Below are 16762 nucleotides of genomic sequence, written 5' to 3'. Positions count from 1 at the left end.
GATGAAATAGCGGTCAATCGTCGAGATTGACCGCCGGCAGAGGCGAGCGCTCGATCAGCTCGCCTTTCCACGTTCCGTTACGCACCGACTCCACCAGCAGCTCGCGCATCAGGTCGTGCACGCAGGAGGCGGCAAAGCTCAGCGGCTTGTGCGCCGAGTGGGCAATGGACACGGTGCGCTCGATCTGCGGCTCGACGATGCGCCGCGCCATGGCTTGGGAGCCCACCTCGATGGGCGGCCAGTTGCTGATGGACGCCGCCAGCCCGCTGGACACCAGGCCGGTGATGCCGTACGCGGACTGCTGCTCGTACTTCACGTTGAGCTCAAGCCCTGCGGCCATGGCCACCTGCTCGATGCGTCGGCGCAGATGCATGCCCCGAGGCGGCATCACCAGCGGCAGACTGAGCGCCTCGGCCAGGGTGATGGTGTCGCCTTCGCTGACCGTAGGAATGCGCCCAACCCAGTAGAGCTGCTCGACGAAGATCGGCTCGGCAACCACGCCTTCCAGCTCCTCGGCATTGGGCACGATGCCGAAATCCACCTTGCCCAGTTCGATGGCTTCGCCACCTTCCTTGCTCAGGCCGTCGCGTACCACCAGGTCGATGCCGGGGAAGCGTTCCTGCACGCGCTGGATGATCGCCGGCAGCAGCAGGGCGGAGGTGGTCACCGGGATCGCCACGGATACCCGGCCGCGCGGATCGCCCCGGCTGGAAACCAGCTCGTCCTTCACCGAATCGATCTTCTGCACCACCGAGCGCGCCACTTCGTAGAGACGCCGGCCGGCGTCGGTGAGGTCCACACCGTCGTGCTGGCGCAGCAGCAGTTGCACCTCCAGTTCGCTCTCCAGCATGCCGATCTGCCGGCTCAGCGCCGGCTGGGCGATATAGGCCTTGCGGGCGGCGGCGGAAAAGCTGCCGGCCTCGGCGATGGCGATCAGGTAACGCAACTGCTTGAGGGTCATCGTCGTGCCTTTTCCGGCCATGCCGGTTTGTTATGGGGCCCATCTGAAGACGATATTTGTTCGTCGCAAGGGGGCTATTTAGTATCGACCCATCACTGCAAAGCAAGGGTCGGTAACGATAAGCCAACAATCTGCCAAGTCTTCTGGAAGTTAATCTGAAGAGTAATTATTCCAATAAAGATATCCAGATAATACAGCCACTTAAGATCGAAATCTCGCGTTGGTTAAAGTGATTTCGAGGATAACTCTGTATTGCCTGAAGATCGCTCGAACAAGAATAAAGAGGATAAGAGTGATGACGCCGAAAGTTCGCATCATGGTGCGAGGCTCATGGCTATTGGTCGCAACTTGCACCAGCCATTGTGCCTGGGGTTACAACTTCGAGATCGGGGAAATCCAGGGTCAGCTCGACTCTGCGCTGTCGCTGGGCGCCAGCATGTCCACCCACAACCCGGAACAGCGCCTGATGCGCAGCGCCTCGGGCGATGACGGCCGCCGCAACTACCGCGCCGGCGACGTCTTCTCGAAGATCTTCAAGGGTCGCCACGACCTGGAGCTGAAGTACAACGACAGCGGCGTGTTCCTGCGCGGCAGCTATTGGTACGACTACGCCCTGCGCGACGAGAGCCAGCGCTTCAAGGACGTCGAGGACAACGGCCGCAAGAACGCCAACAAGTCCGCCGGCTTCGAGCTGCTCGACGCCTTCGTCTACCACAACTTCCAGATCGCCGATGAGCCGGGCTCCGTGCGGCTGGGCAAGCAGGTGGTGAACTGGGGCGAGAGCACCTTCATCCAGGGCGGTCTGAACGTGGTCAACCCGACCAACCTGTCGGCCATCCGCCGGCCGGGCTCGGAAGTGAAGGACGCGCTGGTGCCGGTGAACCTGTTCTACGTCACCCAGAACCTCAGCGAGAACCTCTCGGCCGACTTCTTCTACCAGCTGGACTGGGAACAGACCAATCTGGACAACTGCGGCACCTTCTTCTCCAGCAACGACTACATCCCCGACGGTTGCTACGGCCTGGACGTGGGCAGGAACCTCACCGGCAACGCCGCTGCCGTGCGCGCGCTGACGCCGTTCGGCGTCGACCTGACCAGTGAAGGCATCCGCCTGCAGCGCGCCGCCGACCAGGACGCGCGCAACAGCGGCCAGTGGGGCCTGTCGTTGCACTGGTTCGTGCCGACCCTGGACACCGAGTTCGGCGCCTACGCGGCCAACTACCACAGTCGCCTGCCGTACACCGGGTCGATCAGCAGCCCGTACCTGACCAACAGCAACTTCGTCCCGCAGCTGTGCGGCAACCTCGGACTGTCCGGCGCGGCCTGCAACGGCCTGATGAGCAGCAGCGCCGGCAAGACGCTGACCGACGCGCTGCGCATGGGCACTTCCAGCTACTTCGTCGAGTACCCCGAAGACATCCGCCTGTACGGCCTGACCTTCGCCACCACGCTGTCGACCGGCACCGCGCTGCAGGGCGAGATCAGCTACCGGCCGAACCTGCCGCTGCAGTTCAACGGCCCGGACCTGATCCAGTCCGGCCTCGGTGATCCGTCGCGTACGCCCTTGTACAGCAGCGGTGTCGTGGCCTACGCCGACAGCAACGCCACTGACGGTTACCGCCGCAAGGAAGTGACCCAGGCGCAGATGACCGCCACCCAGACCATCAGCCAGGTCATGGGCGCGGACCAACTGGTGCTGGTGGGTGAGGTAGGCGCCACCTTCGTTGGCGGCCTGGAGGGCAACGGCGGCCCGCGCTACGGGCGAAACAGCACTTTCGGCTCGGGCGAGCTGGCCAACAACGCGGTGTGCATCGCCAACTCGGCCACCCCGGAGAACTGCAACAACGAAGGCTTCGTCACGTCCTTCTCCTGGGGCTACCGCGCCCGGGCGATCTGGAGCTACGCCAACGCCATCGCCGGTATCGACCTCAAGCCCGGCCTCTCCTGGTCCCACGACGTGAAGGGCTACGCCCCGGCGGAGGTCTCGGGCTTCAACGAGGGCTCCAAGGCGGTCGGCGTCTCGCTGGATGCGGACTTCAACAGCACCTACACCGCCGGCATTTCCTACACCAACTATTTCGATGGCGACTACGGCAACCGCGGCGACCGCGATTTCGTCTCGCTGTCGGTCGGCATCAACTTCTGACGGAGCCTGCCCCTTGAAACGCATCTACTGCCTGTTCTCCGCCATCCTCCTGGCCCACGGCGCGCATGCCGCCGTGCCGGCCGGGGAGGCTGCCAAGCTGCAAGACAGCCTGACTCCCCTAGGCGCCGAGCGCGCCGCCAGCGCTGACGGCAAGGTCCCTGCCTGGCAGGGCGGGCTGTCCGGCGAGGGCCTGAAGATCCAGGGCAACGGCACGCCGGCCGACCCTTACGCTGGTGACCAGCCGCTGTTCACCATCGATTCGGGCAACTACCAGCAATACCAGGCCAACCTCACGGCGGGTCAGATTGCGCTGCTCAAGCGCTACCCCGGTCAGTACAAACTGCCGGTGTACCCGAGCCGCCGCAGCGTGGGCGTCTCGGACTCGGTGAAAGGCTGGGTGGCGCAGAACGCCACTGGCGCCAGGCTGGTCAACGAAGGCAACGGCATCGAAGGCTTTCATGGTGCGGTGGCGTTCCCGATTCCGCAGAACGGCCTGGAAGCGATCTGGAACCACATCACCCGCTACCGCGGCGGCAGCCTGCTGTCGGTCAACGACAGCGCGGCGCCCCAGGCCGGCGGTGACTACGTGATCACCACCACCGAACAGCGCTTCACCATGGCCGACCAGGTGAGCAACTACGAGCCGGGCAAGGTGGACAACATGCTGTTCTATTACAGCCACCGCATCACTGCGCCGTCGCGCCAGGTGGGTGAGGTGGTGCTGGTCCACGAGACGCTGGACCAGGTGAAGCAACCGCGCCTGTCCTGGGTCTACAGTTCCGGCCAGCGCCGCGTGCGCCGCGCCCCGGACAACGCCTACGACGCCGCCGGTCCGACCACTGCCGGCCTGCGCACCGCCGACAGCCGCGACATGTACAACGGCGCCCCGGACCGCTACGACTGGAAGCTGATCGGCAAGAAGGAGCTGTACATCCCCTACAACAGCTATCGTCTGGCCTCGCCGGGCCTGAAGTACGCGGACTTCCTCAAGCCCGGCGTGATCGACGCCGCGCCAACCCGCTACGAGCTGCACCGCGTCTGGGAAGTGGAAGCGATCCTGAAGCCCGGTGCCCGGCATATCTACTCCAAGCGTCGCTTCTACCTCGACGAGGACAGCTGGACGGTGGTGGAGAGCGACCAGTACGACAGCCGTGGCGAGCTCTGGCGGATCGGCGAGAACCACACCTTCTACCGCCCGGACGCCCAGGTATTGCTGTCCGCCGCGCAGGTGTTCTACGACCTGCAGGCCGGCCGCTACATCGCTTCGAACCTGAGCAACGAGCAGCCGCGCGGTTATGATTTCGGCTTCCGCGCCACCACCTCGGACTATTCACCGGGCGCCCTGCGCGGGCTGGGCATCCGCTGATGGCGCAGGCGCAATGAGCAGTGGCCGCAGCCGCCTGGCCGACCGCCTGCTGGGCGGCGGCCAGGAGCCGGACCCGCGCTTCACCCTGGCCAACGAGCGCACCTTCCTGGCCTGGATTCGCACCGCCATGGCGCTGCTGGCCGGCGCCGTCGCCGTGGACGCCTTCGCCGACCCCGCGCTGCCGGGTCCCGCGCGGACTTTCCTCGCGCTGATGCTGGCCGGCCTCGGCCTGCTCACCGCCGGCGCGGCAGGGTTGCGCTGGCTGGGCGTGGAGCGCGCGCTGCGCCAGGGGCGGCCCTTGCCGGTGCCGTTGCTTGTGCCGCTATTGGCAATGGCTTGCGTGGTGCTGGCCGCCGGGCTGATCGGCTACCCGCGATGAACAGGGACAAGGGATTGCAGGCCGAGCGCACCACGCTGGCCTGGACGCGGACCTTGCTGGTGCTGCTGGTATTGGCTGCGCTGGTGCTGCGGCGGATCGGCGAGCTGTCTGCGCTGGCGCTGGTTCCCGCGGCGTTGCTGGTGAGCTGCGCGCTGGTCTGCCTGGTCGGGCAGGGCGGTCACTACCGGCGCAGCCGCCGTGCGCTCGCGGGTGATCACAGTGGCGGTAATGGCCGCGCCGTAGCCTGCCTGAGCCTGGCGCTGGTGCTCACCGCCGGCATCTTGCTCGGCCTGATCCTGCTGCACGACGAAATCTGACCATGCACGATCTGTACGACCTCGACCTGAACCTGCTGTCGGTCTTCGACGCCATCTACCAGCAGCGCAGCATCACCCGTGCAGCGCGGCTGATGGGCCTGAGCCAGCCGGCGGTGAGCAACGCCCTGAGCCGTCTGCGCAAGCACTGCGGCGACCCACTGTTCATCAAGAGCCACCTGGGCGTGACGCCCACCGTGGCAGCGCACCGCCTGGCCGACCATGTACGCCTGGCCTTCGAAAGCCTGCGTGAAGGCTGGCGTCAGGTGCCGGGGCGCGAGCCTTCCACGCCGGAGCTACGGGTCAGCTGCATCGACTGCCTGCAGCCGCTGTTCCTCGACACGGCGCTGGCGCGGCTCGCTGAGGACTGGCGGGTGACCTTCTACCAGCCGCAACGCCGCGTGGCCTTCGACGAACTGCGCGGTGGCCAGTTGGACATCCTGCTGGACATCGATCAGGTGGTGCCGTTCGGCTATGGCATCGAGCGCCTCACGGTCGCGGCGGACCACTACGTCTTCGCCCATGGCGCGGCGCTGCAGCGGCCACCGGAAAGCCTCGCGGACTACCTGCGCCAGCCGCAGATCCAGGTCTCCGCCCGGCGCGGCGGCCTGTGCCCGGTGGACCTGCAATTGGGTTTGCGCGGGTTGCGCCGGAACATCGCCTGCCGTGTGCAGAGCGCACTGGCCGCGCGGCTGATGCTGGACCGGCATCCGCTGGGGGTGACGTTGCCAGCTCGCATGGCGTGCCTGCTGGGGCTGAACTGCCAGCCGTTGCCGCTGGGTGAAGCGGTGGCCTTCCCCGTGGCCATCTACATCGCCCCCAGCCTGGGTGATGGCGGGCGGATTGCCGGTCTGGCGCGGGCGCTGGCTTCGCGCCTGTCGATGCTGGATACGGCGGCCTAGGTTTCGTCGCTGCCGACCACGCGGTTGCGGCCGCTCTGCTTGGCGCTGTACAAGCGCTGGTCGGCAAGCTTGAGCACCGCTTCCGGGGTCACGGCCAGTGCGCCCAGGTCGGCGACGCCGATGGACAGCGTGACCAGCCCCACCTGCGGTATCTGTGTGAGCGCCACGGTCTCACGGATGCGTTCGGCGATGCCGGTGGCGGTTTCCAGGGACGTCTGCGGCAGCAGCAGGACGAATTCCTCGCCACCGGCGCGGCAGGCCAGGTCGCCGGCGCGGGACGAGTCGCGCAGCACCGCCGCGATCCGCCGCAGGGCTTCGTCGCCGGCATCGTGGCCCCAGGTGTCGTTGACCCGCTTGAAGTGGTCGATATCCACCGCGAGTACCGAGTAGGCCACCCCGGATTGCTCCAGCGCATCCAGTGCTACACCCAGCGCGCGACGGTTGGCCAGGCCGGTGAGGGCGTCGCTTTGCGCCTCCTGGCTTAGCTGGCCGAGCTTCTGCTGCATCAGCCCGACACCGGTGAGCAGCGCCTTGCGGATCGCCGCCGCTTCGCGGTACCAGGTCTTGATGCCCTGTAGTTCGCGGGGCGTTTCCGGGTTCGACAACTGCTCGGCGCTCAGCGCCAGCTGGCGCAGCGGTCGGGTGATCAGCAAGGTGCCGACCCAGATCGCCAGCACGCCGAGCAGGCTCGCCGGAATCAGTCCCAGCAGCATGTCCTTCATCAGCAGGTTCAGCGGCGACAGGCTCAGGTCGCGCGGTTGCTGGGCCACCACTGCCCAGTTGGCTTCCGGCACCTGGGCGTAACCGGCGAGCATGGGCACGCCCTGGTAGTTGAGTACCTCCATCGAACCGCTCTCGCCGCGCAGGGCGGCCTCGATGGTGCTGCTGTGATTCACGACCTCGCCGACGCGCTCGCGGACGGGGTGGTGCAGCAGTCGGTGGTTGGCGTCGGCAACGAAGGCGAAGGTGCCTTCCTGCTGGAAGTGGCTGCCGATGATGCTATGCAGCACGCTGGGCTTGAGGATGTACACCGAGCCACCGACCAGGCCCAGGTACTCGCCGCTCGGGCTGGTGATCGGTTGCGAGATCAGTACCACGAGGTTGCCGGCAATGGACTCGTAGGCCTGGCTGATCTTCGGCTGCTTCAGGCTCAGCGCTTCCTTTACGGCCTCCGAGCGCAGCGTGGTGCCGACGATCTGCAGCGAGTCGGGGTAGGCCTGCAGGACCTTGCCACTGGCGTCAACGATGATGATGGAGTTGAAGAAGGCGTCCTGGGCCTGCAGCCGCATGGCCTCTGCGTGGAGTATCGGAGGTTCGTCGAAGTGATTGGCGAGTATCCCGGAGCTGTAGGCCAGGTTGCGCCGTGCGGAGCCGAGGAACTCGTGAATGCTCGACGCCACCTTGGCTGCATAGGCGCGATTGGCCTCCAGCGTCGAGTGGATCAGTGCGGTGCGCTGCACGTTGTAGGCGACCACCAGACTGTTGCCGAGGGTGGCCAGCGCGGCGAGCAGCACGAAGACCAGTATCAGCATCCGCAGCGTCAGCGGTTTGCGGCTCCAGCGCTTCATGGGCTGGCCTGCCGGGTACTACGGGGTGATCGCGATGTCGGGGTCTGATCCATGTAAGCGCCGGGGCTGGTGAAGGACGTGCAGCCTACCCGCCAATCCTCGACGGGGCGAGGTTCAGGATAGGCAGGCTTGCGGCGTCCGTCACATCGCTGGCACGCATCCGGCAGGGGGCAATTGCGCTCAGGCGCTCATAAAAGAGCCCCGCATTGCGCGGGGCTCTTTCATTCACTAGTCACTCAGGCGTGCTTGCGCAGCTCGGTGCTGAGGCCTGCCTGGGCGATCGTTGCGATCGCCTGGTCGCGAGCGGCCTCGGAGTCGTACAGCTTGCTGGTCAGCAGTTCTGCACCGGTGTTATCGCGGATCACGAAGAAATTCTTGCCGCCGGGGGACATCTGGCGCTTGTAGCGCTCGACGGCCGCACAGGAGCTGCGGAGGCTGTTGATGGCCTGCTCGGCTGCCTCCTGTGTCGGGTAGGCCAGAGTTTCCAGCAGGGTACCGTGGGCAGTGTTCTTGAGCAGAACGCGACGGTTGCCGCTGCTGAGTTCCTTGATTTCATACCAACCGGGCATGTGTAGCTCCATATAACCGGTGTCAACGTCCTGCGGGTGTTCCCGCAGGGTGACAGGCCAGTTTAGGAGTACGGGCGTACTATTTGTATAGGAAAAGTCCTATGAATCATGGGGTTACTGTATCAATTTGTCTCAGGGTCACGGGTCTCAGAACGTCGCCTTGACCTGCAGGCCGAGCAGCAGGGCGTTGTCGATGTCCTGGCCGGAGAAGGCGCCCGGCTCGATGACGTATTGCAGGTCCGGGCGCAGGGTCAGCCAGGGCGTGGCCTGGTAGCCGTAGCTCAGCTCGATGAGTTGTTCGCCGCTGTCCAGGTTCGGGTAGTCCTGGCCGTTGGCGAGGGCGTTGTTCTCCTGCACCTCGCGGCTGCGCGGGTTGGGTACGGCGCGGCCGTAACCCAGTGCGAGGCTGTCCTTCGGGCGGCCTTCGAAGGGTTTGTAGAGCACGACGCCGGTGCCATACCACTGGGTGAAGGGCGAGGCGGCGCTGCTGGCGGCCGAGGCCTGGCCGAAGACGTGCAGGCTGCGGCCCCTGGAGGTCGAGTCGTTCCACACGGCCTGGTCCACCAGCAGGTAATGACCGCTGCGGCCGGACTCCTGCTTGTCGCTGCCGATGCGCTGCACGTCGGAGCTGTCGTAGTACCAGCCCAACTTGTACTCGCCGGGCAGCTCGCCCTGGGGCTTGTAGATCAGCTCGATGGGCACCACGGTGCCGGTGGTGTGCTTGGGGGTGAGATGCCAGGCGCGGCTGGAGTTGCCGTTGCTTTCCGGGTCGACGTTGAAGGCGGCGATGCGTAGCTGCCAGTCGGGCGCGAAACTGTACTTCACCCGTGCGCCCAGGTGCGCGTTGGGGTAGTTGGTCCAGCCGCTGCCGCCGGACATGTTCAGTGGGTGGCCGCAGAAGCCGGCGTTCATGAAGTTGCAGAGGATGCCGCTGTCCAGTCCGCCGACGTCGTTGCCCATGGCCATGTAGCCGAGCTTGAGGTTAACCGCCCGGCTCAGGTCGCGCTCGTAGCTCAGCTCGGTCAGGCGGGTATAGAGGCCTCCGTAGTTTTCCTGCACCGGCAGGCGGTTGCCCACCAGGTCTTCCGAGGCGCTGTTGCCGCGGCGGTCGTTGATGGTCAGCTGGACCTTGCCGCCGTTGTCCAGGCCGTAGAGTTTCGACAGGTCGAACTGCACGCCCAGCTTGATGTTCTGCGAATAGCGCGCCGAGCGGTGCAGTCCGCCGTGGGCGTTGTAGGCGGTCTCGCCGCTGTAGTCGCCGGTGAACTTGACGCCGTCCTGTTCCAGCTGGTGGCGCAGGCCGCCCCGGTCGCCGGACATGGTGGGGCGGTCGAGCAGGCCTTCTTCGGCCAGCGCAGGCAGCGAGGCGACGCACAGCAGCAGGCCGGGCGTGAGGCGAAGGGAAGTGCGCATGGAATTTCCTGAACGTGAAGCGAATAAAAAAAGGCGCGGTGGTAGTGCCGCGCCGGAAGGAGACGCCCGCACGAGGCGGGCGCGATGGGATCGTTACGCCGGGCCGCTCACTGCTTGTCGGGCAGGGTGTAGGCCATTACGTAGTCGCCGCGGTCAGTGGACTGGCGCGCACCGCCGGCGGTGATGACGATGAACTGCTTGCCGGTCTTGGGCGACACATAGGTCATCGGGCCGCCCTGGCTGCCGACGGGCAGGCGGGCCTTCCAGATTTCCTTGCCGTTGCCGCTGTCGTAGGCGCGCAGGTAGAAGTCCTGGGTGCCGGCGATGAACACCAGGCCGCCCTGGGTGGACAGCGTGCCGCCCAGGGTCGGCAGGCCGATGGGGATCGGCAGGTGCATGCGGATGCCCAGCGGGCCGGTGTCTTCCACGGTGCCCACCGGAACCTGCCAGGCCACCTGGCGGGTCTTCATGTCGATGGCGGTGAGGGTACCGAACGGCGGCGCCTGGCAAGGAATGCCGGCCACCGAGAGGAAGCGGTTCTTGTTCACCGCGTAGGGCGTGCCCTTGAGCGGCACGGCGCCCATCCCGGTGTTCAGCGCTTCGCCGCCGCCGGCCGCCGCGCCCTTGTTGGCCGAGGGGATCATCTGGATCCACAGGCCCAGGCGCATATCGTTGACGAAGATGAAACCGTGCACCGGGTCGGTGGAAAGGCTGCCCCAGTTCATGCCGCCCAGAGAGCCGGGGAAGCTCAGCGACAGGTCGGTACCCGGCGCGGTGTAGAGGCCGTCGTAGCGCATCTTCTTGAAGTCGATGCGGCACAGCAGCTGGTCATACGGCGTGGCGCCCCACATGTCCGACTCGGTGAGGGTCTGCGCGCCGATCTGCGGCATGCCGACGGATTTCGGCTGGGTCGGCGAGTAGGGCTCGTTGGGGATGTTGCCTGGCTTGACCGGTACATCCTTCACCTCGGTGAGCGGTTTGCCGGTGGCGCGGTCGAGCACATAGATCTGCCCGGCCTTGGTGCCGATCACCACCGCCGGCACGGTCTTGCCGTCGTCCCGGGTGAAGTCGATCAGGCTCGGCTGCATCGGCAGGTCGAAGTCCCAGAGGTCGTTGTGCACGGTCTGGTAGACCCACTTCTCGGCGCCGGTGGTGGCGTCCAGGGCCAGGATCGAGGCGCCGTAGGTGTGGTCGAGCTTGCTGCGCTCCACGCCATAGATGTCGGTGGAGGAACTGCCCATGGGCAGGAAGACGGTATTCATCGCCGGGTCGTAGGACATCGGCGCCCAGCTGTTGGGAGTGCTGCGCACGTAGGTCTTGCCGTCCGCCGGGGCCTTTTTGTCTTCCGGATTGCCTGGATCGAAGGCCCAGCGCATGGCGCCGGTGATGACGTCGAAGCCACGGATCACGCCACCGGGCATGTCGGTCTGGACGTTGTCCGCGACGCGGCCGCCAACCACCACGGTGGTGCCGGCCATGAGCGGGGCGGAGGAGAGCTGGTAGTAGGAGTCGGGCACGTCACCCAGGCCGGCCTTGAGGTCGACCTGGCCGTTGTTGCCAAAGCCCTGGCAGAACTCGCCGGTGTCGGCGTCCACCGCGATCAGGCGCGCATCGATGGTGTTGGTCAGCAGGCGACGCTGGCAGTTGGCGCCGGCCGGAACGCTGGCGGCGATGACCTGCGAGCTGTTGGGCTGGGTCGGCTGGGCGATCTCCTTGGTGGCATCGAAGTAGGCCATGCCACGGCAGCGCTGCCAGACCTTGGACTGGGCGTTGATCTCGTTCTTCCAGAGTTCCTTGCCGGTGTCCGCATCGAGGGCGATCAGGTTGTTGTGCGGGGTGCAGATGAACACCTTGTCGCCGACCTGCAGCGGGGTGAGCTGGTCTTCCGCACCGTTGCCGTCGCTGATCGCCACGTCGCCGGTGTGGTAGGTCCAGGCCACCTTGAGCTGATCGACGTTGCCACGGTTGATCTGGTCCAGCGCGGCGAAGCGGCTGCCGCCCTCGGTGTTGCCGTAGTGGGCCCAGTCCTTCTGCGCGTGGGCCGGGTCAACCGGCGTCAGGCCAGGGCCCTTGTCGGTGGGGGCAACGCTGGGATGGGCGACGAACATGTTGCCGGCGGCAATCACCACCAGCACTGCCAGCACGCCAGCGATGCCGTATGCGCCACGACCGGCGTCGCGGCCGGCGGAGCGGGCCAGCAGCGGGTAGACCAGCGCAACTACCACGCCGATCGCGCTGAACATGAACAGGCGCGAGAACAGCGGCCAGAACACCAGGCCGGTGTCGGCCACGGCCCAGACCGCGGTTGCCACCAGGAAGGCGGCGAACAGCCAGGCGCCGGCCGGCTTGCGAAGGGCGATCAGCAGGCCGGAAACGGCCATGGCCAGACCGCCGATGAGGAAGTACCAGGAACCGCCGAGGCTGACCAGGCGGATGCCGCCGGCGGCCAGGGCGAGGCCGAGGAGGGCGATGACCACACCCAGGCCGAGGAGGATGAAAGTGCTCACGCGGGAGGCGCGCTGTACCGGTTTCATACAGAAGGTTCTCACTGTTGGATTCGCCGATTATACTCTTAGCAAGCTAATTAACTAGATAGTACAAACGTCGAAGATGCGCCTTTTGTCAAAAAAAGCCGGGACGAATTCCATAGCCTCCTCCGGTTCTTGCCCAGAACATCCTGACCCACAATACCCCTGTGCAGAGGCTGCCGAGACTGGCAGCATCGCTGCTCGGTCCTACAGAAGAATCCTAGCTGCCGTGCCTGTTTCCCGCTCCGTTGTGCCCGCCCGACTCAAACTGCTGCCGCTGCTGATCTGCGGCGTCACCCACGGCCAGCTGGCCCGCGCCGCCGACCCGCAGAGCGCCGAGCAAGCGCTGGCCGCGCCCATGGTGGTGACGGGCGCCTATGCGCCGGTGTCGAGCTTCGACCTGCCGTTCTCCATCGACACCGTGCAGCAGCCGCAGCTCAGCGATGGCCAGCTCGGCGTCAATGCCTCCGAAGTGTTGCAGCGGGTGCCCGGCCTGGTGGTGCAGAACCGCCAGAACTACGCCCAGGACCTGCAGATTTCCTCCCGTGGCTACGGTGCGCGCTCGGCCTTCGGCATTCGCGGTCTGAAGCTGCTCAGCGACGGCATCCCGGCCAGCACACCGGACGGCCAGGGCCAGGCGGCGACGCTGAACCTCGACGTCGCCGAGCGCATCGAGGTGCTGCGCGGCCCGGCCTCGACGCTCTACGGCAGCAACAGCGGCGGGGTGATCCAGATGTTCTCCCGCGACGGTTACGGGGCGCCGAAGGTTGGCGCGGAAACCACCTTCGGCAGCGACGGCTTCAACAAGAACCACCTGTATGCCGAAGGCGGCACCGACCAGGCTGGTTTCCTGCTCGATGCCTCGCGCATGGACACCGACGGCTACCGCGACCACAGCGCCGCGCGCCGCGACCAGACCTTCGCCAAGCTCAACTTCAAGCCCGACGAAGACAGCCGGATGGCGCTGATCTACAGCAGCCTGGAGCAGAACAACACGCAGGACCCGCTGGGCCAGACCTGGGACGCCTATAAGCACGACCCGCGCTCCGTCGCTCCGGCGGCCGAGCTGTACAACACGCGCAAGAGCATCGATCACCAGCAGCTGGGCATGAACTACGAGCGCTATTTCGGGGATGCGACACTGCAGTTAAACCTCTACGCCGGCCAGCGCAGCGTGGTGCAGTACCTGTCGATCCCCAGGACGGTGGCTTCCAACTCCCAGCGCGGCGGTGGCGTGGTGGACTTCGACCGCGAATTCCACGGTGGCACCCTGCGCTGGATCCAGCCGGTGCACAGCGCTCCGGGCGAGTTGACCGTCACCACCGGGGTGGACTACGACCGCAGCGAGGATGACCGCAAGGGCTTCCAGAACTTCAGCGGCGACCAGTTGGGCGTGAAGGGCGAGATGCGGCGCAACGAGAACGACATCGCCACCAGCCTCGACCCCTACGTGCAGGCGCGCTGGGAACTGGGCAACTGGACCTTCGACGCGGGCCTGCGGCACAGCACCATGAAAATGGAAGTGGACGATCGCTACCTGGCCAACGGCGACTCCAGCGGCTCGAAGAAGTACCAGCAGAACAACCCGTCGCTCTCGGTGATGTACGCCTTCACTCCCGACCTGCACGGCTACGTCAGCGCCGGCAAGGGTTTCGAGACCCCGACCCAGGCCGAGATGGCCTACGCGCCGGGCCTGAGCGAGAGTTTCAACTTCGGCCTCGACCCGGCCACCAGTACCCAGTATGAGGTCGGTCTGAAGGCCAGGGTCGCCGGCAATACGCGGGTCAACGTGGCGATCTTCGAGATACGCACCGACGACGAGATAGTCGTGGCCAGCTCCAGCGGCGGCCGTACCAGCTACCAGAACGCCGGCAAGACGTTGCGCCGCGGCTTCGAGCTGGGCGTGCAGAGCGACCTGTCCGAGCACTGGCAGGCGAATCTGGCCTACACCCGCCTCGACGCCACCTACGACGAGGACTTCGTCGAGAGCGGCAGCACCATCGAGAAGGGCAACCACCTGCCCGGCGTGCCCGGCAGCAGCCTGTTCGGTGAGCTGGTGTGGAAGCCGCAGGACGGCATCAGCATGGGCTTCGAAGGCCAGTACCGCAGCAAGGTCTACGTCGAGGACAGCAACGAAGACAAGCCGGCGCCCAGCTACGCGGTGTTCAACTGGCGTACCCGCTTTGAGCAGCACGTCGGGCCCTGGACCTTCCACCAGCTGGTGCGCCTGGACAACCTGCTGGATCGCCAGTACGTCGGCTCGGTGATAGTCGGCGACAGCAACGGGCGCTATTACGAGGCGGCGCCGGGGCGGTCGTGGTATGCGGGTGCGGGGCTGGAATACCGGTTCGATTGAGTCGGCGCCGGATCGCCTTCCAATGTTCCGATTGTCGTCTGCGGGGCGCCATGAGGTCCCTGAATCCTCTATCCTCGCGTCCTTTGCATTGCGTGGGACGAGTTGGTAATGGGCAGATGGGCAATGGGCGCACTGTTGATGTGCGTGGCGGGCATGGCGTCGGCGGCTGATCCGCTGTTCGGCAAGTACAACTACGGCGCGGCGCAGAAAGGCTTCGGCAAGCAGCAGGGCTTCGTCGAATGCCTGCAGCCCATGGGCGTCACCGCGCGCTGCAAGGATGGCGTGGACTACGCGGGCACGCGCTTCCGCCTGGCGCTGACCTTCGACAAGCAGAAACTGGTCGAAGCGGTGCTCTACAGCGAATACAACGACGCCGCCTACCGGCGCGTGCTGCAGGAGGTGGCCAAACGCTTCATGCTGGTGGCCATCGCCGACGACAAGAACGTGGTCGACGTGCTGGCGCACACTCTCAACCCGAACCGCACCGAGGCCGACGCCAAGGCCATTGGCGACTTCGAGACCCATGCGCTGCGCAGCGGGATGATCAGCTACCGGCTCTACGAGCAGCTCGACAAGTACATCAAGCCGGGCCTGGACGCCCGCCAGGTACTGGCCACGGTGCCGTCGAGCATTCGCGTGGCCGAGGTCACGGTGAAGCACGGCAAGTCCGATAACTGGCTGATCGTGAAATTCGCCAAGCCGGGCCTGGCGCCGAAGAAGCCCAAGGCCTGATATCCCCGGCAGGAGCGCAATGGCTTCATATCTTCGTATGAGGCCTTCCCCCGGATTGCATGGAACGGACGATTGTTCGCCACTGGCCTGACGCAGGACAGTGGCGCCACTACCGTTCAACCTGGAATCCGCACATGAAACGTTCCCTGTGGCTGGAGGAAATCGCCTCCGAGCTGACTCCGCTGCCTGCGCTGGAAGGCCCGCTCGACGTCGACGTGGCCATCGTCGGCGGCGGCTTCGTCGGCCTCTGGACCGCGCTGCGCCTGCTGGAGCTCAAGCCTGACTGCCGTATCGCCATCATCGAGCGCGACATCTGCGGCGGCGGCGCCTCGGGGCGCAACGGCGGCTTCGTCATGTCCTGGTGGCCAAAGATCAGTTCGCTGGCCGCGCAGTGCGGCAAGGACGAGGCACTGCGCCTGGCCCGTGCCTCGGCGGCGGCCATCGGTGAGATCGAGGATTTCTGCAAGGCCCACGACATCGACGCGCACTTCCGCCGCGCCGGCTGGTTGTGGACTGCCACCACCGACGCCCAGCGCGGTGCCTGGAAGGGCGTGCAGCAAACCTGCGAACGCCTCGGCGAGCCGGTGTTCCAGTCGCTCTCCAATAGCGAGGTGGCGAGCCGCGCCGGCTCCGCCAAGCACCTCGAAGGCGTGCTCGAAGCCAGCAACGCTACCGTACAGCCGGCCCGTCTGGTGCGCGGCCTGCGCCGGGTGGCGCTGGAGAAGGGCGTCCGCATCTTCGAGAACACCCCCATGCTCAGCTTCGATCGCGGCCGGCCGGCGGTGATCCGCACTCCCGGCGGCGAACTGCGCGCACCGAAGGTGGTGATGGCGACCAACGCCTGGGCGGCGGCGATTCCCGAACTGCGCCGCACCATCCTGCCGGTGACCAGCACCGTGGTCGCCACCGCGCCGATCCCCGAGCGCCTGGAACAGATCGGCTGGACCGGCGGCGAAGCCATCACCGACTCGCAGCTGATGGTCGACTACTACCGCACCACGCAGGACGGCCGCATCGCCTTCGGCAAGGGCACCGGGATGATCAGCTTCGCCAGTCGCATCGACGAGAGCTACGACCACAACCCGCAGCTCAGCGAAGACACCGAACAGGACCTGCGCCGCACCTACCCGCAACTGGACGACGTAGCGGTGACCCACAGCTGGTCCGGCCCCATCGACCGTACCTACGACAGCCTGCCGGTCTTCGGCCACCTGGAGGGCGCGCCGCACATCGTCTACGGCATCGGCTGGAGTGGCAACGGAGTCGGCCCGAGCCGCCTGGGCGGGCGCATCCTCGCCAGCCTGGCGCTGGGTATCGATGACGAATGGAGCCGTTGCGGCCTGGTCGGCCGGCAGCCCAAGCGCTTCCCGCTCGAACCGGTGCGCTACGTCGGCGGCCTGATGGTGCGCGGCGCGGTGCAACGCAAGGAACAGGCCGAGGCGCAGAACCGCAAGGGCGGCTGGCTCGACCGTACCCTGGCCGGCTTTGCCCCGGCGGGACTCGAAGACAAGGACCTCTAGGAGAAAGA

General features: G+C 66.2%; 13 protein-coding genes. 8 read left to right on the top strand and 5 right to left on the bottom strand.

Annotation, left to right across the window (positions count from 1 at the left end):
• Nucleotides 1-13 precede the first annotated feature (13 nt).
• Entirely contained in the window at nt 14-961 is a 948-nt protein-coding gene (locus IB256_RS28910) for a LysR family transcriptional regulator (protein WP_192404854.1), read from the bottom strand.
• Between the two features lie 295 nt (nt 962-1256).
• Between IB256_RS28910 and IB256_RS28905 the strand changes: the two genes are divergently transcribed.
• Genes IB256_RS28905 through IB256_RS28885 form a run of 5 tightly spaced genes read left to right on the top strand, consistent with a single transcriptional unit; the run spans nt 1257 to nt 6068 of the window.
• Entirely contained in the window at nt 1257-3107 is a 1851-nt protein-coding gene (locus IB256_RS28905; protein ID WP_192404853.1) for a DUF1302 domain-containing protein, read from the top strand.
• A 13-nt stretch (nt 3108-3120) separates the two neighbouring features.
• Nucleotides 3121-4473 (top strand): DUF1329 domain-containing protein, encoded by a 1353-nt coding sequence (locus IB256_RS28900; protein ID WP_192404852.1) that lies wholly within the window; start codon nt 3121-3123, stop codon nt 4471-4473.
• A gap of 13 nt (nt 4474-4486) precedes the next feature.
• Nucleotides 4487-4852, top strand: a complete 366-nt coding sequence (locus IB256_RS28895; RefSeq protein WP_192296038.1) for a YidH family protein — start codon at nt 4487-4489, stop codon at nt 4850-4852.
• Entirely contained in the window at nt 4849-5169 is a 321-nt protein-coding gene (locus IB256_RS28890; protein WP_192296037.1) for a DUF202 domain-containing protein, read from the top strand. Before IB256_RS28895 ends, IB256_RS28890 begins: the two co-directional genes overlap by 4 nt.
• Nucleotides 5170-5171: 2 nt before the next feature.
• Entirely contained in the window at nt 5172-6068 is an 897-nt protein-coding gene (locus IB256_RS28885) for a LysR family transcriptional regulator (RefSeq protein ID WP_192296036.1), read from the top strand.
• Here the strand turns inward: IB256_RS28885 and IB256_RS28880 are convergent.
• The 4 genes from IB256_RS28880 to IB256_RS28865 all read right to left on the bottom strand — a co-directional run bounded on the left by IB256_RS28880 (nt 6065) and on the right by IB256_RS28865 (nt 12152).
• Complete coding sequence (locus IB256_RS28880) at nt 6065-7636, bottom strand: diguanylate cyclase (protein ID WP_192404851.1); 1572 nt, start codon at nt 7634-7636, stop codon at nt 6065-6067. The two genes, IB256_RS28885 and IB256_RS28880, sit on opposite strands and share 4 nt — an antisense overlap.
• Before the next feature lie 236 nt (nt 7637-7872).
• Complete coding sequence (locus tag IB256_RS28875; RefSeq protein ID WP_081520420.1) at nt 7873-8205, bottom strand: DUF1508 domain-containing protein; 333 nt, start codon at nt 8203-8205, stop codon at nt 7873-7875.
• A 147-nt stretch (nt 8206-8352) separates the two neighbouring features.
• On the bottom strand, nt 8353-9618 hold the full coding sequence (locus tag IB256_RS28870) for a carbohydrate porin (protein ID WP_192404850.1): 1266 nt from the start codon (nt 9616-9618) through the stop codon (nt 8353-8355).
• Nucleotides 9619-9725: 107 nt separating this feature from the next.
• On the bottom strand, nt 9726-12152 hold the full coding sequence (locus IB256_RS28865; RefSeq protein WP_192404849.1) for a glucose/quinate/shikimate family membrane-bound PQQ-dependent dehydrogenase: 2427 nt from the start codon (nt 12150-12152) through the stop codon (nt 9726-9728).
• Nucleotides 12153-12504: 352 nt separating this feature from the next.
• Between IB256_RS28865 and IB256_RS28860 the strand changes: the two genes are divergently transcribed.
• The 3 genes from IB256_RS28860 (at nt 12505) to IB256_RS28850 (ending at nt 16754) form a co-directional block, all read left to right on the top strand.
• Nucleotides 12505-14502 (top strand): TonB-dependent receptor family protein, encoded by a 1998-nt coding sequence (locus tag IB256_RS28860; protein WP_192404888.1) that lies wholly within the window; start codon nt 12505-12507, stop codon nt 14500-14502.
• Nucleotides 14503-14610: 108 nt separating this feature from the next.
• A complete protein-coding gene (locus tag IB256_RS28855; protein ID WP_192296032.1) occupies nt 14611-15234 on the top strand; it encodes a hypothetical protein in 624 nt (207 codons plus the stop codon).
• 134 nt (nt 15235-15368) lie between these two features.
• On the top strand, nt 15369-16754 hold the full coding sequence (locus IB256_RS28850; RefSeq protein ID WP_192296031.1) for an NAD(P)/FAD-dependent oxidoreductase: 1386 nt from the start codon (nt 15369-15371) through the stop codon (nt 16752-16754).
• The last annotated feature ends 8 nt before the right edge of the window (nt 16755-16762 follow it).

This window comes from Pseudomonas sp. PDM17 (genome assembly GCF_014851985.1).
Lineage (GTDB): Bacteria > Pseudomonadota > Gammaproteobacteria > Pseudomonadales > Pseudomonadaceae > Pseudomonas.
The sequence above is the reverse complement of the archived record's forward strand: the minus strand, read 5'-3'. Positions and strand labels throughout refer to the sequence as shown.